Annotated in this window: 22 protein-coding genes; 11 read left to right on the top strand and 11 right to left on the bottom strand. The window is 29.3% G+C overall.

The window, feature by feature from the left end; genetic code table 11:
• The first annotated feature begins 325 nt into the window (after positions 1-325).
• The 3 genes from rnr to tatA all read left to right on the top strand — a co-directional run bounded on the left by rnr (position 326) and on the right by tatA (position 3,512).
• Positions 326-2,524, top strand: coding sequence for a ribonuclease R (gene rnr / locus ACFQ1U_RS03550; protein WP_386105384.1), 2,199 nt, complete (start codon positions 326-328; stop codon positions 2,522-2,524).
• Positions 2,525-2,611: 87 nt separating this feature from the next.
• Positions 2,612-3,289 (top strand): head GIN domain-containing protein, encoded by a 678-nt coding sequence (locus tag ACFQ1U_RS03545; protein ID WP_386105382.1) that lies wholly within the window; start codon positions 2,612-2,614, stop codon positions 3,287-3,289.
• A gap of 37 nt (positions 3,290-3,326) precedes the next feature.
• Entirely contained in the window at positions 3,327-3,512 is a 186-nt protein-coding gene (tatA, locus tag ACFQ1U_RS03540; protein WP_386105380.1) for a twin-arginine translocase TatA/TatE family subunit, read from the top strand.
• A gap of 37 nt (positions 3,513-3,549) precedes the next feature.
• On the opposite strand, the gene ACFQ1U_RS03535 is transcribed toward tatA, so the two are convergent.
• The gene (locus tag ACFQ1U_RS03535; protein WP_386105378.1) at positions 3,550-3,867 is read right to left on the bottom strand and encodes a YbjQ family protein; all 318 of its coding nucleotides are present in this window, start codon (positions 3,865-3,867) and stop codon (positions 3,550-3,552) included.
• A gap of 48 nt (positions 3,868-3,915) precedes the next feature.
• On the bottom strand, positions 3,916-4,842 hold the full coding sequence (locus ACFQ1U_RS03530) for an SPFH domain-containing protein (RefSeq protein ID WP_386105375.1): 927 nt from the start codon (positions 4,840-4,842) through the stop codon (positions 3,916-3,918).
• A gap of 120 nt (positions 4,843-4,962) precedes the next feature.
• Between ACFQ1U_RS03530 and ACFQ1U_RS03525 the strand changes: the two genes are divergently transcribed.
• Together ACFQ1U_RS03525 and ACFQ1U_RS03520 are read left to right on the top strand one after the other, a co-directional pair.
• Positions 4,963-5,361 carry a DoxX family protein gene (locus tag ACFQ1U_RS03525; protein ID WP_386105373.1) on the top strand — a complete coding sequence of 133 codons (399 nt, stop codon included), beginning with the start codon at positions 4,963-4,965 and terminating at the stop codon, positions 5,359-5,361.
• Between the two features lie 85 nt (positions 5,362-5,446).
• Positions 5,447-6,034, top strand: a complete 588-nt coding sequence (locus tag ACFQ1U_RS03520; RefSeq protein ID WP_386105371.1) for a porin family protein — start codon at positions 5,447-5,449, stop codon at positions 6,032-6,034.
• Between the two features lie 142 nt (positions 6,035-6,176).
• Here the strand turns inward: ACFQ1U_RS03520 and ACFQ1U_RS03515 are convergent, their stop codons facing one another.
• The 4 genes from ACFQ1U_RS03515 to ACFQ1U_RS03500 form a co-directional block, all read right to left on the bottom strand.
• Positions 6,177-7,040 carry a class I SAM-dependent methyltransferase gene (locus tag ACFQ1U_RS03515; protein WP_386105369.1) on the bottom strand — a complete coding sequence of 288 codons (864 nt, stop codon included), beginning with the start codon at positions 7,038-7,040 and terminating at the stop codon, positions 6,177-6,179.
• Between the two features lie 111 nt (positions 7,041-7,151).
• Positions 7,152-9,029, bottom strand: coding sequence for a tRNA uridine-5-carboxymethylaminomethyl(34) synthesis enzyme MnmG (gene mnmG, locus ACFQ1U_RS03510; RefSeq protein WP_386105367.1), 1,878 nt, complete (start codon positions 9,027-9,029; stop codon positions 7,152-7,154).
• A 56-nt stretch (positions 9,030-9,085) separates the two neighbouring features.
• Positions 9,086-9,499 carry an rRNA maturation RNase YbeY gene (gene ybeY / locus ACFQ1U_RS03505; RefSeq protein WP_386105366.1) on the bottom strand — a complete coding sequence of 138 codons (414 nt, stop codon included), beginning with the start codon at positions 9,497-9,499 and terminating at the stop codon, positions 9,086-9,088.
• A gap of 28 nt (positions 9,500-9,527) precedes the next feature.
• Positions 9,528-12,809: a DUF4175 family protein gene (locus ACFQ1U_RS03500; RefSeq protein WP_386105364.1), complete on the bottom strand. Its 3,282-nt coding sequence runs from the start codon at positions 12,807-12,809 to the stop codon at positions 9,528-9,530.
• A gap of 106 nt (positions 12,810-12,915) precedes the next feature.
• On the opposite strand from ACFQ1U_RS03500, the gene ACFQ1U_RS03495 reads away from it, so the two are divergent.
• Positions 12,916-13,626 (top strand): hypothetical protein, encoded by a 711-nt coding sequence (locus tag ACFQ1U_RS03495; RefSeq protein ID WP_386105362.1) that lies wholly within the window; start codon positions 12,916-12,918, stop codon positions 13,624-13,626.
• A 27-nt stretch (positions 13,627-13,653) separates the two neighbouring features.
• Here ACFQ1U_RS03495 and ACFQ1U_RS03490 read toward each other — a convergent pair whose 3' ends face one another.
• From ACFQ1U_RS03490 to ACFQ1U_RS03480, 3 genes are read right to left on the bottom strand one after another with little or no spacing between them, the layout of a single operon-like run.
• On the bottom strand, positions 13,654-14,373 hold the full coding sequence (locus ACFQ1U_RS03490; protein WP_386105360.1) for a tRNA threonylcarbamoyladenosine dehydratase: 720 nt from the start codon (positions 14,371-14,373) through the stop codon (positions 13,654-13,656).
• Positions 14,366-15,043: a TatD family hydrolase gene (locus ACFQ1U_RS03485; protein ID WP_386105358.1), complete on the bottom strand. Its 678-nt coding sequence runs from the start codon at positions 15,041-15,043 to the stop codon at positions 14,366-14,368. Before ACFQ1U_RS03485 ends, ACFQ1U_RS03490 begins: the two co-directional genes overlap by 8 nt.
• Before the next feature lie 6 nt (positions 15,044-15,049).
• A complete protein-coding gene (locus tag ACFQ1U_RS03480; protein WP_386105356.1) occupies positions 15,050-15,997 on the bottom strand; it encodes an alpha/beta fold hydrolase in 948 nt (315 codons plus the stop codon).
• A gap of 117 nt (positions 15,998-16,114) precedes the next feature.
• Between ACFQ1U_RS03480 and gltX the strand changes: the two genes are divergently transcribed.
• Together gltX and ACFQ1U_RS03470 are read left to right on the top strand one after the other, a co-directional pair.
• Entirely contained in the window at positions 16,115-17,632 is a 1,518-nt protein-coding gene (gene gltX / locus ACFQ1U_RS03475; protein WP_386105354.1) for a glutamate--tRNA ligase, read from the top strand.
• 34 nt (positions 17,633-17,666) lie between these two features.
• Entirely contained in the window at positions 17,667-18,389 is a 723-nt protein-coding gene (locus tag ACFQ1U_RS03470; protein ID WP_386105352.1) for a DUF481 domain-containing protein, read from the top strand.
• On the opposite strand, the gene ACFQ1U_RS03465 is transcribed toward ACFQ1U_RS03470, so the two are convergent.
• Positions 18,386-18,982, bottom strand: a complete 597-nt coding sequence (locus ACFQ1U_RS03465) for a hypothetical protein (protein ID WP_386105350.1) — start codon at positions 18,980-18,982, stop codon at positions 18,386-18,388. The genes ACFQ1U_RS03470 and ACFQ1U_RS03465 overlap by 4 nt on opposite strands.
• A 65-nt stretch (positions 18,983-19,047) precedes the next feature.
• Complete coding sequence (locus ACFQ1U_RS03460; protein ID WP_386105348.1) at positions 19,048-19,482, bottom strand: TerB family tellurite resistance protein; 435 nt, start codon at positions 19,480-19,482, stop codon at positions 19,048-19,050.
• 1,961 nt (positions 19,483-21,443) lie between these two features.
• Here ACFQ1U_RS03460 and ACFQ1U_RS03455 point away from each other — a divergent pair.
• From ACFQ1U_RS03455 to ACFQ1U_RS03445, 3 genes are read left to right on the top strand one after another with little or no spacing between them, the layout of a single operon-like run.
• On the top strand, positions 21,444-22,268 hold the full coding sequence (locus ACFQ1U_RS03455; RefSeq protein ID WP_386105346.1) for an ABC-three component system protein: 825 nt from the start codon (positions 21,444-21,446) through the stop codon (positions 22,266-22,268).
• Positions 22,265-22,495 carry an ABC-three component system middle component 6 gene (locus ACFQ1U_RS03450; protein WP_386105344.1) on the top strand — a complete coding sequence of 77 codons (231 nt, stop codon included), beginning with the start codon at positions 22,265-22,267 and terminating at the stop codon, positions 22,493-22,495. Before ACFQ1U_RS03455 ends, ACFQ1U_RS03450 begins: the two co-directional genes overlap by 4 nt.
• Positions 22,486-24,183 (top strand): DUF2326 domain-containing protein, encoded by a 1,698-nt coding sequence (locus ACFQ1U_RS03445; protein ID WP_386105342.1) that lies wholly within the window; start codon positions 22,486-22,488, stop codon positions 24,181-24,183. Before ACFQ1U_RS03450 ends, ACFQ1U_RS03445 begins: the two co-directional genes overlap by 10 nt.
• Positions 24,184-24,231: the final 48 nt, after the last annotated feature.

The raw sequence follows: 24,231 nt of genomic DNA, 5'->3' as shown, positions 1-24,231 counted from the left end.
TAAGTGTTAATAACAACGTTGTTTTTAAAAATTACCTTTTTGCCTTAAGAAGTAAAAGAGTATCCTTTTTAATTTTTTCTGTCTGTTCTGGATTTTTTTTGTTTAGCGTAGTGTTTATACTTACGGCCATAGCAATAATTCCTATAAGAAATATAGTAATGAATAGGTAAATTATTTTACGTAAGTTTTTCAAAGTAAGTTGCTTAGTTTAATATAAAGACGTAAAAATTTAACAAACGTTACAATTTTTTTAAGATTTTTTAAGAAAAACTGCCATGCCAGTTTTTCTTTGTAATTTGCTAACTGTTATTATTTAACTATTTATATGCCAAGAAAGAAAAAAATATTTCGAAAGAAGAAAGGAAAAACTATTAAAGATTTGAATAGAAAAATCTTTAAAATTTTAAATGAAGACAGTAATAAAGCATACAATTACAAGCAGATAGCTTCTAAATTAGAAGTAGCTGACACACAAGGACGTAATCAAATTATTCAGCGTTTAGCAGAACTTGCTGCCAATAAAAAAGTATTAGAAGTACAAAAAGGTAAGTATAAAATTAACGAAGATAGGAAGTACCATATTGGTACATTAGATGTTACAAGTACAGGAAATGCATATTTTATATGTGACGATTTTGAAGAAGACATATTTATTCCGTCTGTAAATTTAAACAAAGGTTTACATGAAGATACTGTTAGGGTGTATGTGTACCATAAAAAAAGAAATCAGAAGTTAGAAGCAGATGTTGTAGAAATTATCCAACGCTCTAAATCTTCTTTTGTTGGTACATTACAAATGAGTAAAAATTTTGGTTTTGTAATTCCAGACAATCCAAAAATGTATGCAGATATCTTTATATCAAAAGGAAAAATTAATGGTGCAGACAACGGTGACAAAGTGTTGGCAACCATTACAGATTGGCCAGAAAATTCTAAAAATCCGTTTGGGAAAATTACTGAGGTTCTTGGAAAACCAGGAGAACATGATACAGAAATACATTCTATTCTACTAGAATATGGTTTACCTTATGAATTTCCTGTAGAAGTAGAAAAAGAAGCAAAAGAATTACCTATTGAAATTACTACAGATGAAATAGCTAAAAGAAGAGATATGCGTAAAGACCTAACCTTTACCATAGATCCAAAAGATGCTAAAGATTTTGATGATGCCTTATCTTTTACAATCCTTGAAAACGGAAATTATGAAATAGGTATTCATATTGCAGATGTTTCACATTACCTTCAACCAAAAACTATTTTAGATGATGAAGCTTATGATAGAGCTACATCTGTTTATTTAGTGGATCGAGTGGTTCCGATGCTACCCGAAATGTTATCTAACGGAGTTTGTTCATTAAGACCTAATGAAGAGAAATTAACCTTTTCGGCAGTTTTTGAAATGAATGATAAAGCTCAAATTATAAATCAATGGTTTGGTAGAACAGTCACTTATTCAGACAAACGTTTTGCCTATGAAGAAGCTCAGGCAATTATAGAATCAAAATCTAATACAGTTCCTGCAAATATTTCACTAACTGGAGAAGCCTATGAAGTAGACCAAGCCATTGTAACAGCTATATTAAAATTAGATGAATTAGCTAAAAATATGCGTAAAAAACGTATGAAGTCTGGTGCTATTTCTTTTGATCGTGTTGAGGTTAAATTTCATCTAGATAACAATGCTAACCCAATAGGTGTATTTTTTAAAGAAGCCAAAGATGCTAATAAGTTAATTGAAGAGTTTATGTTATTAGCTAATAAAAAAGTAGCCGAGTTTATTGGTAAACATCAAGGTAAACCTAGTAATAAAACGTTCATATACCGTGTTCATGACGAACCAGATGTAGAAAAATTAGCTTCTTTACAAAGTATTGTTAGTAAGTTTGGTTATAAACTTAATACAGAAACAAGAGAAACTACCTCTGAAAGTTTAAATAAACTTTTAGCAGACGTTCATGGAAAAGGTGAGGCTAATATGGTAGAAACATTAGCTATTCGATCAATGAGTAAAGCGGAGTACACTACTCAAAATATTGGTCATTATGGATTGGCTTTTGATTATTATAGTCATTTTACATCACCAATTCGTCGTTATCCAGATGTTATGACACATCGTTTACTACAACACTATTTAGACGGTGGAAAATCACCCAAAGCAGAAATTTATGAAGAACGCTGTAAGCACTCTTCTAAAATGGAAGAGTTAGCATCTAAAGCAGAACGCGACAGTATAAAATACATGCAAGTAAAATACATGCAAGATCATAAAGATGAAGAATTTAAAGGTGTAGTTTCTGGAGTTACCGAATGGGGAATTTATGTTGAAATCATCAGTAATAAATGTGAAGGTATGGTAAGAATTAGAGATATTAAAGATGATTATTTTATTTATGATGAAACTCAATATGCCATTGTAGGTCAGGCAACACAACAAATCATACAATTAGGAGATGAAGTTGTTGTAAAAGTTAAAAATACCGATTTAGAGCGTAAACATTTAGATTTTGATTTAATTTCCTATTAAGAATTAACATTCATTTGTTTTTAAATACTATTTTGTTTAAAAATTAGTTGTTATAATTGTTGTTCGTTTATCCTCAAATTTTTCATAATGAAAAAAATATTGATTTTATTAACCTTATTTACAGTAACTTTTGTGTATTCACAAACGACTATAAATAAAGTACTTCCAAATTTTTCTACACTTAAAGTTTACAATGGTATTGATGTTGAAATAGTAAAAAGTGACAAAAGTGCTATTGAAATAACAGGTCCTAAAGCTGAAAAGGTTAAAATTAAAGAAGAAAATGGTGTGTTAAAAATTGCATTACGTTTTCCTGAAACTATGGCAGAAGGTGATGTAAAAGCAACCCTATTTTACAAAAAACCAATTATGGTAATAGATGCTAATGAAGGAGCGACTATAACTGGTAAAGAAATTTCGCAATCTAAAGTTGATATTAAAGCACAAGAGGGAGCTTTTATTAATTTAGTTATCAATACAAGTCATTGTTATGTAAAAGCATCTTCTGGAGGTGTTATTAAGCTTTCTGGTACAACAAAAAACCAAGATGTGAATGTTGACTTAGGAAGTACATATCATGGCTTTAAATTAGAGGTTACTAACGTTTCAATGATTAAAGCAGCATCTGGAGCAAAAGCAGAAGTTTTATCTAATGAAACATTAGATGCAAAAGTATCATTTGGAGGAACTATTTTTTACAAAGGATCACCAAAAGTTTTAAAAGAAAAAAAGGTTATTGGAGGTACTATTGAACAACGCAATTAAAGATTTTAGTATCTTTGTCACTCAAATATAGATTACAATGAACGCATTAACAATATTTTTAGGTATGCCAGGTCCATGGCAAATAGTCGTGGTAGTTGCTTTAGTTTTATTATTATTCGGAGGTAAAAAAATCCCAGAATTAATGAAAGGTTTAGGAACCGGAATTAAAGAATTTAAAGACGCTACTAAAGAACAAGAAGATTCTCCTAAAAAGGAAGATTAATATAAAAAAAACCGATGGAAATAACCATCGGTTTTTTTTATAATTTAACTGCAGTTCCAGAAGCTGTTACCATTAACATACCTCCTTTTGGTCCAACTGTTTCATAGTCTAAGTCAATCCCTATAATTGCATCTGCACCCATCTGTTGAGCTCGTTCTTTCATTTCTCTCATTGCGCTATCCTTAGCTTCTCTTAATACCTTTTCGTAAGAACCAGATCTACCTCCTACTATATCTCTAATTCCAGCAAAAAAATCTTTTATAAAATTAGCACCAATTATAGTTTCACCAGTCACAATACCTAAGTATTGTTGTACAGGTTTATTATCAATCCCTGATGTTGTTGTTAATATCATAATTTATAATTTAAAATCCCAAAGCATTACTTTGGGATTTGTTTTATTTTATTCTTCTCTATCTTTTTTATTGTTTTGTTGCTTCATGGCCTCACCTATTTGGTTACTCGCAGTAAATGATGCTACCATATTATTTAACATATCACTACCAGCTTGTGGTGAGTTTGGTAATAATATTAAGTTACTATTTGTCTCTTCACCAATAGATTGTAATGTATCATAATGTTGCGTTACAACAATTAAAGCAGATGCTTCTTGGCTATTAATACCAACTCGGTTTAAAACTTCTACAGACTCTTCCAAACCTCTAGCTATTTCTCTACGTTGATCGGCAATACCTTGTCCTTGTAAACGCTTACTTTCAGCCTCTGCTTTGGCTTTTTCAACAATTAAAATGCGTTGTGCATCACCTTCATATTGTGCAGCTATCTTTTCACGTTCAGAAGCATTAATTCTGTTCATTGCAGCTTTTACCTGTGCATCTGGATCTATATCAGTTACTAAGGTTTTAATAATATCATAACCATACTCCATCATGGCGTCGTTTAATTCTGATTTTACAGCAATTGCTATATCATCTTTTTTAACGAATACATCATCTAATTTCATTTTAGGTACTTCTGCACGAACTACATCAAATACATACGATGTAATTTGATCATGCGGATAATCTAACTTATAGAAAGCTTCATATACTTTATCTTTTATCACTTTATACTGTACAGATACTTTTAAACGTACAAATACATCATCTAAAGTTTTAGTTTCTACAATTACATCTAATTGTTGAATTTTTAAACTTAATTTACCAGCAATTCTATCTACTAATGGTATTTTCATTTGTAAACCAGATTGTCTAATACTCTGAAAACGTCCAAAACGTTCGATTACAGCTGCTGTTTGTTGTTTTACAATAAAGAATGCAGATATTACTATGATTATCAGTAAAAATGCAATTGGAATTAAAAATGGCATAGTCAAATTTTTTAAGTTGATTTTGTGTTAAATATACTTATAAGTTACTTATATGACGCATTTTTATAAAAATGTTACATTTTGCCCTATTAAATTTATATTTGTTAAAACTTTATATTTATGAATCAACTTTTAAACAACGCTACAGAAATTTTAATCTTATTGTTTTTAATCGTAACTTTTCTTCAATCAGGTATTGATAAAGTTACCGATTGGTCTGGTAATTTGTCTTTTATTAAAGATCATTTTAAAAATTCTCCATTAAAAAATTCGCTACCATTATTACTAGCCATTATTTTAGTTATTGAATTATTGGCAGGTGCATTTATGTTTGTTGGTATATTTCATTTAGCAACTACTGGAGCTAAAGAGTTAGCTATTTATGGAGTACAGTTAGCTGCTTTAACTTTAATTTTTTTACTAATTGGTCAACGTTTAGCTAAAGATTATGCTGGTGCAATGACCTTGGCTGTCTATTTTATTATAACCATTTTTGGTTTATTTTTACTTACTAAGTAAATGAGTTAAAGTTTAAATCTATCAAACTAAACTTTTGTTAACTTCGTATATATTTTTGTTTTTATAAATCTTAACAATGATAATTATGAAAAAAGTATTTCTATTAGCAGCATTAATTTCCACATGTTTCGTTAGCGCTCAAGGTTTCGGAATTAAAGGTGGTTTAAATTTAACTAATCTTACCAATTTTGAAAAAACTTTTGAACAAGAAGTAGAATCTGAAAACATTAGAACCTCTTTTCATATCGGTATTTTTAATGAATTTGAAGTTACTGAACATTTCTCTATTCAACCAGAAGTTTTATATTCTTCTCAAGGAACAAAATATAGCGGAGATGGAGCAGAAGATAAAGTTAGACTTGATTACATTAATGTACCAATTATGTTTAAATTCTATTTAGGAGATAACTTCTTTTTAGAAAGTGGTCCACAAGTTGGTTTTTTAATTAATGATGAAAGTAATTTTGGATTTTTTACAATTTCTGATGAAGATGCTTTTAACTCTGTTGACTTTGGTCTAAATTTAGGTTTAGGATTTAAACTTGGAGATAATGCTCACCTGAATGCTAGATATGGTTTTGGTTTTAATGGCGTATTTTCTGATCTTCCTGATAATTCAGATAACAATCCAAAAAACTCTGTTTTTGGAGTTTCCATCGCATTTAACATGTAATATATTTTTTCTATATAATTTATAAAATAAATATATTTTATCTATATAAAAACCTCTTAAAATAGCTATTTTAAGAGGTTTTTATTTTTTGTTAATATACTTTTATCAGCTTTAAATAATATTCGATTAAATATACTTAATTTTAGTTATTCTTCTTTTTTAGTACATATATGTGTGATGAATATTCTTTACTGAAATAAGCTTTACAATTTGATAGCAAACCTATCACAAAAGCCTTTATATAATTATTTTTACCCGTCTTATATTTTTCTGATAGCATTGAAACATAAAACGAGTCAAACAACATTGGTTTTGTTTTCACCAATTCAAAATTAAATTCGTTAAATATTTTCTCAATAGATGTTTTTGAAAAATGCCATACATGTCTTGGAACATCATAAGCAGCCCAATACTTTTTATAATATTTAGCATCATAACTTTTATAATTTGGTACGGCAACTATTAAAGTTCCATTATCATCAAGTAATTTATCTATCTTTTCAATATACTCATCTATAGTTACCACGTGTTCTAAAACATGCCACATTGTTATAGTGCTGTATCTTTTATTCTCAATATTATCAATAGATTTATTTATAACTAAATTTTTAGTTGAAGATATCACTCTTGCTTTTTCATTTGGTTCTACCCCATCAACTGTCCATCCTTTACTTTTAGCTTTTATTAAAAAATCACCAGTACCAGATCCTATATCTAGTAGATTTTTAGAACCTGTATTATGTTTAGTTATTAATCTAACTTTCGAATTCAGTGTAAAATTTCTAACCAATTTATACACTTTATCTATTAGTGTTTTGTTACTATCTGTATGCGAAATATACGCTTCACTTTCATAGTATTTACCTAAATCATCTGGTAAATTTTCAGTGTACAGTAAGTCATATTCATTACTTTTATTAATTTGAAATTCTTCATTACTTACTGTATAATCTTTACACTTAATAAATACTATATTATTATTTTTAATTTTTTCTGTAATATTCAATGTTATTATTTTTATGTTCCACATGGAACATTACTAAATTTGTTCCTCGTGGAACAATATTACTAAATTATATAAAATAAAAAAACGTTCCACATGGAACGTTTTTTATGTTTATCTACCCATATAAACAAGTAATACTGAAATATCACTTGGTGAGACACCGCTTATTCGGCTAGCTTGTGATATACTTGTTGGTTGTATTTTTGATAGCTTTTCCCTTGCTTCATATGACAATGATTTTACTTTACTATAATCAAATGATGAAGGTATAGGAACATTCTCTAATCTGTTTAGTTTGTCAGCATTGTTTTTTTCTTTTTCTATATAACCAGAATATTTTAAATAAATTTCTACTTGCTCAATAATTTCATTATCTATATCATGCTCTGAAATATAATCTTCTAATTTTTTAATTACCCTAAAGTCATTAAATGATAATTGTGGTCTTGCAGCAATTTTAAACAATTTCATAGACTGATTAACTTCTGCTAAATTTTTAGATGCTAATAAACTGTTTACCTCTTCTGGTTTTACACTTAATTCTTTTATAAATTTTATTAAAGCCTCTGTCTTATTTTTCTTCTCTTCTACTCTGTCCATTCTTTCCTTAGAAGCTAATCCAATTTTATATGCTTTTTCTGTTAAACGTAAATCAGCATTATCTTGTCTTAATAAAGTTCTGTATTCTGCTCTAGAAGTAAACATTCTGTAAGGTTCTTCAGTTCCTTTTGTAATTAAATCATCAATCAATACTCCAATATATGCTTCACTTCTTTTTAAAATAAACGGTTCTTTATTCTGTGTTTTCAATGCTGCATTTACACCAGCCATTAAACCTTGTGCTGCTGCTTCTTCATAACCCGTAGTACCGTTTATTTGTCCAGCGAAAAATAAATTTTCAATTATTTTAGTTTCTAAAGAATGTTTTAATTGTGTTGGCGGGAAATAATCGTATTCAATAGCATAACCATACCTAAAGAACTTTACATTTTCAAATCCAGGAATTGCTCGAATTGCTTTATCTTGAATATCTTCAGGTAACGATGTTGAAAATCCATTTACATATATTTCAACGGTGTTCCAACCTTCTGGTTCTACAAATACAGGGTGTCTTGTTTTTTCAGCGAATCTATTAATTTTATCTTCTACAGAAGGGCAATATCTTGGACCCGTAGATTTTATTCTACCATTAAACATTGGTGATCTTTCAAACCCCTCTCTAAGTAAATCGTGTGTTTCCGGATTTGTGTATGTTAACCAGCAAGATCGTTGTTTTAATAATGGTCTTGTTACATTACTATAGGAAAATTTTTCTGGATTATCATCACCTGGTTGCTCAGTCATTTTGGAGTAATCAAGAGATCTTCCATCTACCCTTGGAGGTGTTCCAGTTTTCATTCTACCTGATTCAAATCCTTTAGCAACCAAATCTTCTGTTATTCCTGTTGAAGCACTTTCTCCTGCTCTACCACCTCCAAATGTTTTCTCTCCAATATGTATTAATCCATTTAAAAATGTACCAGCTGTAACAATTATTGTTTTAGCTTTTATCTCTAAACCTAAAGCAGTTTTTACACCCACTATTTTATCTCCATCAAACACTAATCCATTAACCGAATCTTGATAAAAATCTAAATTCTCTGTTTGTTCTAACATCGTTCTCCAACATTCTGCAAATTGCATTCTATCCGATTGTGCTCTTGGACTCCACATGGCAGGTCCTTTAGATTTATTAAGCATTTTAAATTGTATTGCAGTTTTGTCTGTTACAATTCCACTATAACCACCCAATGCATCAATTTCTCTTACTATTTGTCCTTTTGCAATTCCTCCCATAGCAGGATTGCAACTCATTTGTGCAATGTTTTGTAAGTTCATTGTAATTAACAATGTATGTGCTCCCATATTTGCACTTGCAGCAGCAGCTTCACTCCCTGCATGTCCACCTCCTACTACAATAACGTCATACGTTGTGTTGTATAAACTCATGGTTTAAATACTTTAAATTTATTAGAAAATAAAAAATCCGTTCCACGTGGAACGGACTACAAATTTACGCTTTTTAAATAATAATTTTCCTTAGCTCTCATTAATTGTTTTTCTTCATCTGTTTTATCTTTATATCCCATGTAATGTAGAATACCGTGAATTAAAACTCTGTGAAGTTCTTCTTCAAATGATACATTAAAATCTATTGCGTTGTCTTTTACTCTCTCTATAGAAATAAATATATCACCGCCTATTAATTTACCTAATGTATAATCGAAACTTATAATATCTGTAAGCGTATCATGTTGTAAAAATTCTACATTAATTTTATGTAAATACTCATCATTACAAAAAATATAATTGATTTCTCCTACTTCAAATCCTTCTTCTTCCACTGCCTCTAAAATCCATTTTTCAGTTGTGGTTTCATTTTTTAAATTAAAATTTGTTTCGTAATTAAATGCTATCATCGTATGAACATCTTATTTATTACAGATGTTATTGTTTTTGATTACTAAAATACTCTTGTACCTTTTTACGGTAATTTTCTTGCAAAGGTAATGATTGCCTATTCAATATTTCTGTTTGATTGTAAAATTGCTTTTTAAATTCAAGCTCTTTTTTTGATTGGTTATTATATTGTTTTGTATTAGTTGTTGCTTTTCTTTTTTTATCCTTTCCTTGTTCAAATGTTGCTTTTTCTAGTTTTAATAATTCATAGTTTAATTGTTGCATTCTTTGTAATGATGTGTTATTAAACCCTCTTTCTAATAATTCATTTTCTAGTTGCTCCATTCTTTGTAATGCTTTTTTTGCATTACCGTTTCCGTCTAAACCATTTTCAATAGCATCATTTAATTGCTGTTTAAGTTCGTTTTGTTGTTTAAATATTTCATACAATTCTCCATTCATTTCCTCTCCTTTTCCTCCTTTTCCTTCACCTTGTTTTTTACCTTCTCCATTTTTCGGTTTACCTTCATTACTCTTTTTCATACCTTCTTTCATTTTTTCAATCAAATCACTTTGCTTTTGAATAATGTCTGGTAAACTAAATGACTGTTTTTTTCCTTTTCCTTTTCCACTACCAGGTTTCGCATTTTTCATTGCATCTAAGTTATTACTTAACATATCAATTAAAGTATTTGCTGCTGTAATAACATAGCGTTGATTAGAAAGTCCATTTCTGAATCTATTCTGAGCAAAATTATCTAAAGATTGATCAATATTATAATGTGCATCTGCTAAATGGTTTTGTATCTCTGACGATATTTTAGGTACACGCATAGATAAAACAAACAAACTGTCATCAATGTGTTCAAAATACGTTTTAAGTTGGTATTGTTTTTTTAGGTTATATCCATAATTAGGATCTGAAGTAGATGATTCATCAAAAGACTTCATTAATTTTTCTTGATCGAATGAAAAGGTTAATAAGTTTTCTAAAATTTTTCTTAACCCTTCCATGTTTTCTTCAGCCATTTCTCCACTCATCCCCTGCATAGATTTTTGCATTTTATTACTCATCTGTTGCATTTTTTGAGCTGCTTTTTGCTGATTTTGTTTTGCTTCTCCGGGTTTATTTTGTTCTAAATTCTTATCAGCCTTGTTCAATTGTTTTTGAGCTTGATATTTTAAATCTTGCATTTTAGGAACATCCATAGGTTCTTTTAACTGTTCATTTTCTTTTTCTAGTTCTTTCAGCTGTTCCTTAGCTTTATTAAATTCTTTATTTATTTCTTCTTGTTCTTTGGTAGTAGCGTTTTTGTTAGCAAGTTCATTTTGTTTTTTTGCTAAGTCATTTAATTTATCAGCAATTTGATTCATTTTTTGCTCAACATAAAAACGTTTTGTCATTTCTAAAATACGTTCTAAACTTTTTTCTTGTTGTTTATTCTGTTCGGCAAGTTCTTTTGTTTTATTTAAGAGTTCTTCTTTATCTAATTTTTCAGCCATTTTCAAAAGCTCTTCTAATAACTTTTGTTGCTTCTCTACCTTTTTTAATTCATCAATTCTTTTCTGAAGATCCTCTTTCTTTTCTTGTAAACTTTCTGTTTGTTCTTTTTTCTCACTGAAATTTTCTTGAAGTTTTTCAGTTTGTCTCTGCATCATTTGTTTGTATTGTTCTTGACGCTTAACAATCTTTTCAATCTTTTTTTGATCATTCCAATTCATAGACTTTTTATTCTGTAAGTCAAGTTGAATTTTTTCTAGATCTTGTTTACTCTTTCGTTGTTTATCTAAAGAATTTTCTAGATTATTAATATATTCTTCTTGTTCTTTTAGTAATTCTTCAGCTACTTCATTTGTAGTTTTTTGACGATAGAAAAATGTTTTACTAACTGCTTTCTTTTTTCCATTTACAGCATCATTATCAAATACCTGAAAATATAATTCATAGTTTATCCCTTCTTTTAAATCAATATTTTCGGGGAATTTGTAAAAGAAGCTTTGAATTGCTTCTTTGCTAATACTAATGTTTTGTTTTTGTTTTATATCTGAATTTTCAACATCATAATACACTAACTCTAGTTTAGATAATCCATAATCATCTGCTAATTGTCCAGCAAAAAAAACAGGTCCTCTACTTATACTATCAATATTAGATGTTACCGAAATTGTAGGGTTTTCATCTTTTATAACATTTGCGTAAAACTGTAAAGACTCGTAATCTTTTAAACTCTTATTAGAACTGCTAATTTTATAATTAGTGGTGTTTAGTATACTTTTTGAAAATGTAAAATCTCCATTTTCTTTTAATTGAAATGCTTTTCTTTTTTTATCTAATATAAAATTAACGCTATCTGTTTCAGTAGTTTTTACGTTCCAAGTTATAATTGTTCCTTGTGGAACATTCACGTTCGTTGTATTGGGTAACACTTCATTTTTCTTTCCTACATACCTCGGATAGTTTAATTGCATTTGAACATTTTGTATCGTTGGCGTTTTAATAATTTCTATAGCATAATTGTTAGATTGAACTTCATTTGCTTCAATGTAAAAATCGATGGGTTGCATAACAGCATCAAAAGTGTACGAGAATAATCCACTTCCGTTATTCTCTAAATAATACTCTTGATTGTTATAAATTATTTTTGCGTTTTCAGGAGTAACCTCACCAACAGTTTCTGCATAAATAGTTAAAGCATCTCCTTGAATTACTTTTAAATTATTATTGGTTAATTGAAATGAAAATGGTGCTGGAGGTGTATAAGCAATTTTATGATTTACTACTCTAGTAAAACTTTCTTGTAATTTATTATTAAATCCTGTTATAAAAATAAGCAACCAAATACATACTGGAATCAATGCATATTTTAAATAACTAATATTTGCTTTAAAATTTATTGCTTTACTAAATGGTATAGGTTGTAAATCGATTGATTTTTGTTCAATACTTGCTAATAGTAATTCTGATTGAGAACTGTTTTGTTGTAGTTGTAAAACATTTAAAAGTTTGTCTTTAACTTCTGGAAAATGATTACCAATTATATCCGAAGCTTCCTCTGAACTAATTCCTTTTTGTAATCCAAATAACTTAAAAATGGGAAAACCTATAAAACGTATCAACAAAAACAATTCAATAACTATAAATAACCAAAACAATACAGTTCTTGCCGTTGGTTTTAACCATAAAAAATATTCAATGAAAAGAGTAAATAGAAAGTATAATACGCCTAATGTTATAAATAATATACTTCCTTTAATTAGCTCATTTGTGTAGTACTTTTTACTAAACTGCGCTAACTTTTGTTGAATTTGAGTAAAATTGCTTGTAACCATACGTAAAAATACTCAAAATATTAGACGATGAATATTTTTTTACAATTCAAGGTAGGGATTTTTAAAATTTAACTGTTCTATATATAGTAATTAAAATTTATAGAAGATGAAATTAATTAAACCCCTATTAACTGTTGCATTGTTAGTAGCATTTTATGCTTGTTCTGATGAAACTCCAGAACCAGGAACAATTCAATTATCAGCAAAATCGAATATAACTGCATCAGCAGGTAAAAATGCTAAAAACCAAGAGGTAATTGTAGAAGAATTTTTAGTAAACGTATCTAAATTTGAGTTAGAAATTGACGTAGAACATGAAGATGATTCTGACGATTGGGATGATAATGGTTACTATGATTCAATGGATGAAATAGCACTTGACGGACCATTTGTTTTGGATTTAACTGCTCTACCTACAAACTTTTTAGATTTTCAAGTTCCTAATGCCACTTTTGAAGAACTAGAATTTGAGTTTGATAAAAGTGAAGATCAAAACAGCGAATTATTTAACAAGTCTATTCAAGTAAAAGGAACTATTAATAACACACCTTTTGTTTTTTGGCATGATTTTGAAGAAGAGGTTGAAGTTGATTTTGAAGATGAGCAATCTGATATTATCGTTAACAACGATCTAAATTCTGTAGTTGTTTATTTTGATGTAGCTAATTTATTTTCAGTAGAAGAATTAGCAAACGTAACTGATAATAATGAAGATGGAGTTATTGAAATTAGTCCAACAGATATGGATGGTAACAATGAACTTGCAGTTTCTTTAAAAAATAAGATTAAAACCTTGATTAGTTTATTAGATAACTAATAAAAAAGCCGCCAATTGGCGGCTTTTTTATTTTCGTGTTAATCTTCTAATCACTTCATAAGCCATAGTCATTCCAAACATTGCTGGCATGTAGGCAATTGTTCCGTAAAAAGATTTTTTAAAGTTAGTACCATCAGTTAATTGTAAAGATTCTTTTATTTGAATTTCTTCAGAAAAAACGGTTAATACTCCATCTCTTACACCTTTATTTTTTAAGTATTTCTTTACAGTTTGCGCAAATTTACACTCGCGCACTTTTTTAATATCAGCAATTTTAATTTTTGTAGGATCTAACTTCCCTCCTGCTCCCATAGATGATATAAATTTACATTCTAACCTTCTAAGCGTTAAAATTAAACTCACTTTCGGACTAATACTGTCAATACAATCCATAACAAAATCAAACGAGTTATTAATTAATAACTGATGCATAGCATCTGGTGTTAAAAATTCGTCATAAACAGTAATTTCTAACTCAGGATTAATATCCAAAAAGCGTTGTTTTAAAACTTCCGCTTTTTGTAAGCCAGCTGTAGAATCCAATGCTTGTAATTGTCTGTTTTTATTTGTTGGGTCTACATCATCACCATCTACAATTGTAATTTTACCAATACCAGATCTTACCATAGTCTCTGCGGCATAACTTCCTACACCACCTAAACCAACTACTAAAATATGTGTGTTTTGTAATTTATTTAAAGCTTCTGTTCCAATTAATAATTCGGTACGTTCTAACCAATTACTCATAACCAAAAAATTTTTCTGCGTTTTTAACCAATTGTTTTTGTAATGTTTCTTGTGAAACTTCTCTTATTTTTGATGCCTGCAAATATATATCCTCTATTTTGATATTTGGCATACTATCGGTTTCTAAAAAAAAACGATCTTCAGGTAAACTTTTTAACAAGCTTATGTATTTGTTAGTAACTTCACGAACCGGCATAAGTGAGATATAAAATCCTTGATGGATTAATTGTTCCGCCAAAATTGCGTGTCGTGAAAAACCGTGTACACACCAATTAGGTATTTTAGGAAAATCTTTTTTTATTTTTAAAAGGGTGTCAAAAGCTCTCACACAATGAATAATTACCGGTTTTTGTAATTCATTTGCTAATTTTAGTTGACTTTCTAACACTTTACGCTGAATTAGCAATTCTGGTCCATTTAATTTATCCAAACCAACCTCTCCTATTCCTAAACAGTTTTTTTGGCTTAAACACCCTTTAAAATAAGCCACTTCTTCAGGGCTTAATTCTTCTGTTGTCCACCAAGGGTGTTTTCCTATGGTAAATAACTCATATTCAGTATTTTTACCATAGTGAACAGAGGTAATTTCAGTTATAATTTCGTTTAATTTTCGACGTTTTTTATGGTTATGAAAGTCTAAATAGGTTGTTTTTTGAAAAGGAGAGTCCATATTTTTTTATAAATCCAAAAATTTTAAAACAGGCTCTAAACTTAGTATCGGATTTTCTTCCATAGGTACATGACCTAAATTTTCAAAAATTACTAATTCACTATTTGGTAAATCTTGATGAAATTGATACGCTAAACTAATTGGTACTAAAAAATCATGATCTCCCCATAAAATTAATGTGGGTTGTTGAATGGTTTTTATTTTTTCAGATTCTAGTTCTTGTTTTTCTGTTGTCATTCTATCAACTAATGCTTGTCTATTTCCAGCACGCAAGGTTAAATCAAAATAACGTTGTACTAAACTATCAGAAACTTTGCTAGTATCAAAGTATACATTTTCCACGCTTTTTCTAACTACAAACTTTGGAGTAAGTACTGTTAATAATTTATTTAATACAGGTTTTTTAGCCAAAGTAAAAGCAATTGGAGTTTTTTCGGGCGTAAAAGGATAACCAGTAGCGTCTATTAATACTAACTTTTCAACTTTTGATGGATATTTTGCAGTAAAATTCCAAGCAATATGACCTCCTAAAGAATTACCAGCAACCATACATTTTTTAACATTAATAGTATTTAAAAACGAGTTAATAAACTGAGCATAACTATCAATAGAATAATCAGTGTGTGTAAACGGCCCTGTTAATCCAAAACCAGGTAAATCTAACCTTATGACTCTCTTTTTACCAGTTAATTGTGCTGTCCAACCATCAAAAGTGTGTAAACTGGCACCTGTACCATGAATTAAAAGAATTGGTAAACTATCATTTTTTACACCTTCATCTCTATAATGAACATGCATATTGTTAACCGATACAAATTGTGAATTTTTATTGGTATACAATGGTTTTAAATCTTCAACATCTTTATCTAACTGAACAAAAAATAAAAGACTAACCGCTGTTAAAATGGCAATTAACACTAAAATAAATTTACCAATATTGCGTAAAATTTTCATAGAAAGGATTTTAAGTAACAAATTATAATTGATAGTAAGCTAAGTTCATGTTTTTTACATCAAAAAACAATCAAAATATATGTAATAATTATCTTTGCGCTTTCAAAACAAACAAAAATGTCAGAAAACGTAAGAGTACGCTTTGCGCCAAGTCCTACCGGACCACTTCATATGGGTGGAGTTAGAACCGCTTTGTTTAATTATTTATTTGCAAAAAAACACAACGGAACTTTTGTGTTACGTATTGAAGATACAGACCAAACCCGTTATGTTGCTAATGCTGAACAGTATATTATAAACTCGTTAGATTGGTGTAACATTCCGTTTGACGAGGGTCCAGGAAAAAATGAAAAATTTGGTCCTTACAGACAGTCAGAACGTAAAGAATTATACAAACAATATGCAGATGAATTAATTGCAAAAGGTTGGGCTTATTATGCTTTTGATACTGCTGAAGAATTAGATGCACACAGAAAAGATCATGAAGCAAACGGAAAAACGTTTATTTATAACTGGCATAACAGAGAAAAATTACAAAACTCATTAGCATTATCTGCTGAAAATGTAGCTCAAAGAATTGCGGATGGTGAAAAATTTGTTGTTCGTTTTAAAACACCACAAGATGAAACTTTAATCATGCAAGATGAAATACGTGGTACTATTAAAATAGATACAAATACCTTAGATGATAAGGTATTATTTAAGTCTGATGGAATGCCAACGTATCATTTAGCAAACATTGTTGATGATCATTTAATGCAAATATCACATGTAATTAGAGGTGAAGAATGGTTACCTTCTATGCCATTACATGTATTATTGTACAAAGCCTTTGGTTGGGAGGCTCCAAAATTTGCACACTTACCATTAATTTTAAAACCTGTTGGAAAGGGGAAATTAAGTAAACGTGATGGTGATAAATTAGGATTTCCTGTTTTTCCATTAGCATATACTAATGAAGATACAAATGATGTTTCACGTGGATACAAAGAAGATGGATATTTTGCAGAAGCATTTGTAAATATGCTTGCCTTTTTAGGTTGGAATCCTGGAACAGAGCAAGAAATATTTTCTCTTGAAGAGTTAATTCAATCTTTTGATTTAGAAAGAGTTAGTAAATCTGGAGCTAAATTTAGTCCAGACAAAACCAAATGGTTTAATCAGCAATATTTACAATTAAAATCTGCTGAAGAATTAACAAAATTATACCTGCCATTATTAACTGAAAAAGGAATTAATGCAGATGAAAATTATGTTCAAAAAGTAGTTACGTTAATTAAAGAACGTGCTGTTTTTGTGGCAGATTTTTGGGATTTATCTAGCTTCTTTTTTGAAAATCCTTCAAGTTATGATGAGAAAGCTGTTAAAAAGCAATGGAAAGATACTACGGCAGATTTAATGAACGAATTAGTTGCAGTTATTAACACTATTGAAGATTTTACAGTAGATAATGCTCAAACAGTAATTAAAGGATGGATCACATCTAAAGAAATAGGTTTTGGTAAGGTAATGCAACCATTACGTTTAAGTTTGGTAGGTAAATTAGCTGGGCCAGATTTGTTTGATATCATGACCATGATTGGTAAAGAAACTACGGTAAAAAGAATAACAAACGCCATAGAAAACTTATTATAAAATGAATAAAAAACTGCTGATAATACTGTTTGTTATGAGCAGTTTTTTTGCTCATACACAAATAATTAATGTTGAAAATTTACGACGTGTTACAGACACTTTAGGATGGTCTGGTTATACAAAAGTAAATTTTCAACTTATTAAAAACACGAATAAAATTTTTAGTTTTTCTAATAGAATTCGTGTACAGTATAAAACAGATAAGTCTTTATGGTTATTTATTAACGATTTAGACTTTAAAGAGGCTAATTCTACCAAATTAGTTAGTAAAAATTCACAACACCTTAGATATAACCATAAAATAAATCCTAAGCTGTCTTTAGAGGCCTTTTTACAATCTCAGCAAGACAAAATATCTGCAATTAATTTTAGAGGTCTTGTAGGCTCTGGAATTCGATATAAGTTTAATAAATCTGACAAGTACAAACTTTATTTAGGAAGTGCCATAATGTTTGAGCATGAATATGCTAAAATTGACAATCCTACAAACCATAATGACTTTAGAAATAGCTCTTATTTTTCATGCAGTTTATTTCCTAAAGAAAATGTTTCTTTGGTAAGTACCACCTACTTTCAACCTAGGTTAGATAAATTTTCAGATTTTAGAATTTCTAGCCAAACCTCTATTGCAGTAGAAGTGTTTAAAAACCTCTCATTTACTACAACATTTTCTTATCAGTATGACCAATTTCCTGTAATTGGTATTACCAATGAGCAGTATGTATTAAGTAATGGTTTAATGTATTCTTTTGATTAAAATTGATTGAAGTAACACGCGCCACCTACAGATCCTTTTTTTCTACTATTTCCGCCAAAACCTTTAACCTTTAAAGCAAAAACAATACCTAAGGTAACTTGTATATGTGATCGCATACTTTCATAAGATTCTAAAGAGTGTTTGTAGTACACTTGAGTATTAATACCAATAGCGTTAGTTACCCAATAGTTAGCACCAGCACCAATATTCATGGTTGGAGTCATTTTTCTTTCAGAATCTACTAAACTACCTCCAACAAAAGCATAGGGTAAAAAATCTTGAGTTACTCCTCTAAATACATACCTCAGCGAGCCATCCATAGAAAAATATTTGGCAGAATTACTAATAAAACCAACATCAAAAGTATTAAATGAAAGTGCACCATCTAAAATAAGTTTATCGGTTAACGGAGCAGAAACGTTTAATCTAGGTATTTGAAACATGTATTGATCACCAATATAGCTGGCATCTGCTTCGGGAAATTTTACTACACTTCCACTAATACCAAGTTGCCACTCGTTGTTTTTTGTTTGAGCTAAAGTACTTAAAGATAGTACTATAAAAGCAAAAAAAAGTTTTGTTTTTAAAAGCATAATGGGGGGGATATTTATGTTTGTATTAACTTAATTTTTGCAATTTTAGTATGTAAACACAGTTTTTAAACTGCGTTTACTTTTTTAATTGCATCAGTAAAGCTATCTAAATCATTATCATTCATAATCAAATGAATAGCTTCGTCACATACTTTTTCAGCATTATCTACTGGAAAGTTTAGAGCGATAGAAATTTTACGCATAAGCGCCATTTCTTCTTTACTCACATTGTTATCAGCTAAAATCATTTTTGCTAATCTGTATAAACGCTCAATACGCTCGTCATAACTAACAGGAGCATTTACCGGATACTTGTCTGGATTTTTTAAAATAGCTTTGTATTCTTCTTCGCCTATCTCAAGTATTTTAGCGGTTTTATCTAATAATTTTTGCTCACCTTCCTCTATAATACCATCCGTAATGGCAATTTTAACAACGCTTGCAAAATGACCAACGGCTTGTTTGTGTTGACCACTTGAGTATAAATCTGATATTGACATAGTTCTTTGTTTTTAGTTATAAATTTAAGATTTTTCTATGTATTTAGATGAAAATTTATGTAAAAAGTCACTTTTTAAAGTACATAGTTTTATTAAAATTAGTGATAAGATCATCCATAGTTCCAATGTCAGTTCGCGTGAATTTGTCAAATGAAAATGAGAGAAATTCGTATCGAGAACTAATACTTGGTACTTATCCACATCTCGATACAAAATTACGTTTCACTTCGTTGCTCGTAATTTCACTCGATGTGACAATTATGTTACTACTTAGATGTCATTCCCGCACAGGTGGGAATCTCACGTTAATATTAACAAAACAACTACCCTATTCTTTTTTCCATTGATGAAAAAAGAAACAAAAAAATCTAGTCTTCATAGTTTTTCACTCAAAAAATCACATCCTCGAAACGGAATGAAAAGAATTCATCCTCCTTACGTCAGATTCAAACAGCTTTTCATTCTTATTGTTTCTTGCTGTGGATTTTATGGCTAAATCTATAGATGACCTAATAAAAAAATATTTGTTTTTCTTTATAGTTCCAATGTCAGTTCGAGTAAATTTCACGAATGTAAATGAGAGAAATTTGTATCGAGAACTAATTCTTGGTACTTATCCACATCTCGATACAAAATTACGTTTCACGATGCTTCATATAATTTCACTCGATGTGACAATTATGTTACTACTTAGATGTCATTCCCGCGCAGGTGGGAATCTCACGTTAATATTAACAAAACAACTACCCTATTCTTTTTTCCATTGATGAAAAAAGAAGCAAAAAAATCTAGTCTTCATAGCTTTTCACTCAAAAAATCACATCCTCGAAACGGAACGAAAAGAACTCATCCTCCTTACGTCAGATTCAAACAGCTTTTCATTCTTATCGTTTCTTGTGGTGGATTTTATGGTTTAATCTATAGATGACCTAATAAAAAAATATTTATGTTTCTTTATAGTTCCAATGTCAGTTCGAGTGAATTTGTCGAATGAAAATGAGAGAAATTCGTATCGAGAACTAATACTTGGTACTTATCCACATTTCGATACAAAATTACGTTTCACTTCGTTGCTCGTAATTTCACTCGATGTGACAATTATGTTACTACTTAGATGTCATTCCCGCGCAGGTGGGAATCTCTCGTAAATATTAACAAAACAACTCTCCTATTCTTTTTTCCATTGATGAAAAAAGAAGCAAAAAAATCTAGTCTTCATAGCTTTTCACTCAAAAAATCACATCCTCGAAACGGAACGAAAAGAACTCATCCTCCTTACGTCAGATTCAAACAGTTTTCATTCTTATCGTTTCTTGCGGTGGATTTTATGGTTTAATCTATAGATGACGGTTATAAAACAACAGGGAAAATAAATGTTATTGCTTCATCCCGAAACTTCGGGATGAAGCAATCCGTTTTTTAAAGAACAGATTACTTCGTCATTCTTCTTCGTAATGACGAGTAAAACGAATACCGTCATTGCGAAAGAAATGCAATGCAGTGAAGCAATCTGCATTACTTTTTCATTCTATCTCGATATGACCACAATTTTAAATAGGAGTAATCCGACATCACCATAAAAATTTTGAAAATCTAGGCAGCAGTGTTGGACTAAAGATGAAAAGCTGTTTGAGCGTAGCGAGTTCTTTTCATCTGTGGAGGATGGTGCCGTAGTATTTTCTTATGTTTTTATGTGCAGTCTTGATCTTTGCTTCTTTGTATCAAGACAAAGAAAGAACATTACCCCACTATTGCACTGACACAAAATATTTTGTATGTTTAGAATCGAAAAAAGATAAAGAAATAGACCAGACCCCCTGTTCCTTTTTATTTTTCTCATGAAATTTTTTAACGAGAAGTGAGATATACATACAATATATTTAAGAATGAGATTTGTGTATATAGCTGTTGTTACCAATTCAAGAAGCGATAATCAAACATTTAAATCCTATATTTGCTGAGTGGGAAAAGGACCAAGAAATTATAGCCAACTGACAATTAAAAGACTTTATAGTTTATCAGGAAATCAATGCGCATTTCCAGGTTGTCCAACTACTTTTACAAATCCTAAAAATGATACAAACTTATCAAATATTTGTCATATTGCAGGAGCCGAAAAAGGAGGAGAAAGATATGACTCTAACATGACAGATAAGGAAAGAGCAAGTTACGACAATTTAATCTTGTTATGTGCAAATCATCATATCGAAACTAATGATATTTCAAAATATACAGTTTCATCTCTGAAACTAATGAAACAAAATCATGAAAAGGATATTTTAAAAAAAATTGGAACAACTGATATTTTAAATAAATACCCTTCTTCATTAGCGGTTGTGATTAATCATATCAGTTCAATAAGTCTAGAGAATGTTGAAATATTAACTTCAACAAAAACTTATAGTCCTGATAAAAAAATTGAATATAACAAAATTATAGTTTACAAGCCCATTCTTGAACAATATAAAGTTTATCATGGAAAATTGAATAAAATATATTCTGAAATAGAGAAACAAGGTTCTTTTAAGAAAGAATTACTTTTACAAAATATTAATAAACTTTATTTAAAAGCTAAGGGAGAAATTCTTGGAGAAGATTTAACTATTGAAAAAATTAGAGAGAATGCAGACAATTTAATTGAGCTTGTTGAAAACTATTTATGGGAACTATACGAGAAAAGTCCAAATGCAAAAGAAAATATTCCTTTTGAAGCTGTAAATATTGGAATGAAGATTATAATTGTTGATGCATTTGTTCGTTGTAAAATTTTAGAAGAGCCTAAATGATTTTAAATAAAGACATAAACCCTGAACATTCTTTATATTTTATAGGTTCATTAATACTTAATGAACTAATAAGTTCAAGGAATGAAAAATTTGATTATCTAGAGTTATATCGTGGAATTCAAAATAACCACGTGGTTTCAATGAATATATTTACTCTTAGTTTAGACTGGTTGTATTTAAATGGTGTTGTTGACATCGACAAAGGAAAAATTAAAAAATGTTTCTAAAACTTCTAAAAATAGAAAATGACAAAAACGTCATCAGAGAAATTCCTTTTCATAAAGGAATTAATTTAATAGTTGATGAAACTAATGCTGATAATGAGCAAGAATCTGGTAACAATGTTGGAAAAACAACTGCAATTCGTTTAATAGATTTTTGTTTAGGTGGTAAAGGAAAAAATATATATCAAGACCAAGAATTTAAAAATAAAGGAAATAATCTAATTGAAAGTTTTCTTAAAAACAATAATATAATTATTACCCTAATTCTAAAAGAAGATTTAGATGTTGTAAATTCAAGGGAAATTATTATACGTAGAAACTTTTTGAGTAGAAAAGATAAAATTCAAGAAATAAATGGAGAACAGTTTAATGATGAAAATTTTAAAATAAAGTTAAAAGAATTAATTTTTCACTCTGATAAGCTTAAGCCAACTTTTAGACAACTTATAGCAAAGAATATTAGAGATGAGAAAAATAGATTAGTAAATGCTGTAAAAGTTCTACATTTTAATACTACTGCAGATGAGTATGAACCTCTTTATCTTTTTTGGTTAGGTATAGACTTAGATGATGCTGACAAAAAACAGCGATTACTGACTCAAAAAAAGATTGAAGAAAATTTACAAAAAAGACTGAGAAAAGAAAGTAATCTTTCTCAAATTGAACAGTCTTTAACTGTAATAAATCGCACTATATCGGATTTAGAAATTACAAAAGAAAATTTCAATATTAATGAAAATTACGATGATGATTTGTCTTCTTTAAATTCAATTAAATCCAAAATCAATAAAATTTCTACCGAAATAAGCCAAATCGAAATACGAAAGGAACTTATTGAAGAAAGTAAAGTTGAACTTGAAAAAGAATACTCAAATATTGATGTATCTCAAATTCAACATTTATATAAAGAAGCAAAAATTCTAAATCCATCTATTCAAAAATCATTTGAAGAAACATTAAACTTTCATAATTCAATGCTTTCAGAAAAAATTAACTTTATAACAGAAGAACTACCTGTTTTAAATGACTCAATTATATTAAAAAGGAGAGAACTTAAAGAGCTATTGATTAATGAGGAAAAATTCACCACAAAATTGAAAAAATCTGGTGCTGTTTCAGAACTTCAAAAAATAATTACAAATCTGAATATTGCATATGAGAAAAAAGGAAATTTTGAAGAGTTGAAAAGGCTTTGGGAAAAATCTATGAATAAGTTAAATGATATTTCCAGAGATTTAAATGAAATTAATAAGTCGATAAATGATAAAGACAGTTTAATAAAAAGTAGGATAGAAGATTTTAATAGGTATTTTTCTTCAATTTCAAGTAAGTTATATGGGGAACAATTTGTTATGAGTTCTGAAAAATCAGAAAAAGGCTATGAACTAAATATTTCTAGCATAAGTGGAAATTTAGGGACTGGGAAAAAGAAAGGGCAGATTGCAGCCTTTGATTTAGCATATATTCAATTTGCCGATTCTTTAGACATTGAATCGTTACATTTCATCATTCATGACCAAATTGAGACAGTGCATGGTAACCAAATTTTAAATTTAATGACTACTATCATTAATGAAATAAACTGTCAATATATAGCACCTGTTCTTCGTGACAAACTTCCAACTGATATAGATACCAGTATTTATGAAGTATTGAAATTATCACAAGAAAGTAAATTATTTAAAATATAGAAAAACAGTGGGTTTGGTTGTAAAATAAAATTAAAAATAACAAAGAAA

This window comes from Tenacibaculum geojense, from assembly GCF_042676005.1.
Lineage (GTDB): Bacteria > Bacteroidota > Bacteroidia > Flavobacteriales > Flavobacteriaceae > Polaribacter > Polaribacter geojense.
The sequence above is the reverse complement of the archived record's forward strand: the minus strand, read 5'-3'. Positions and strand labels throughout refer to the sequence as shown.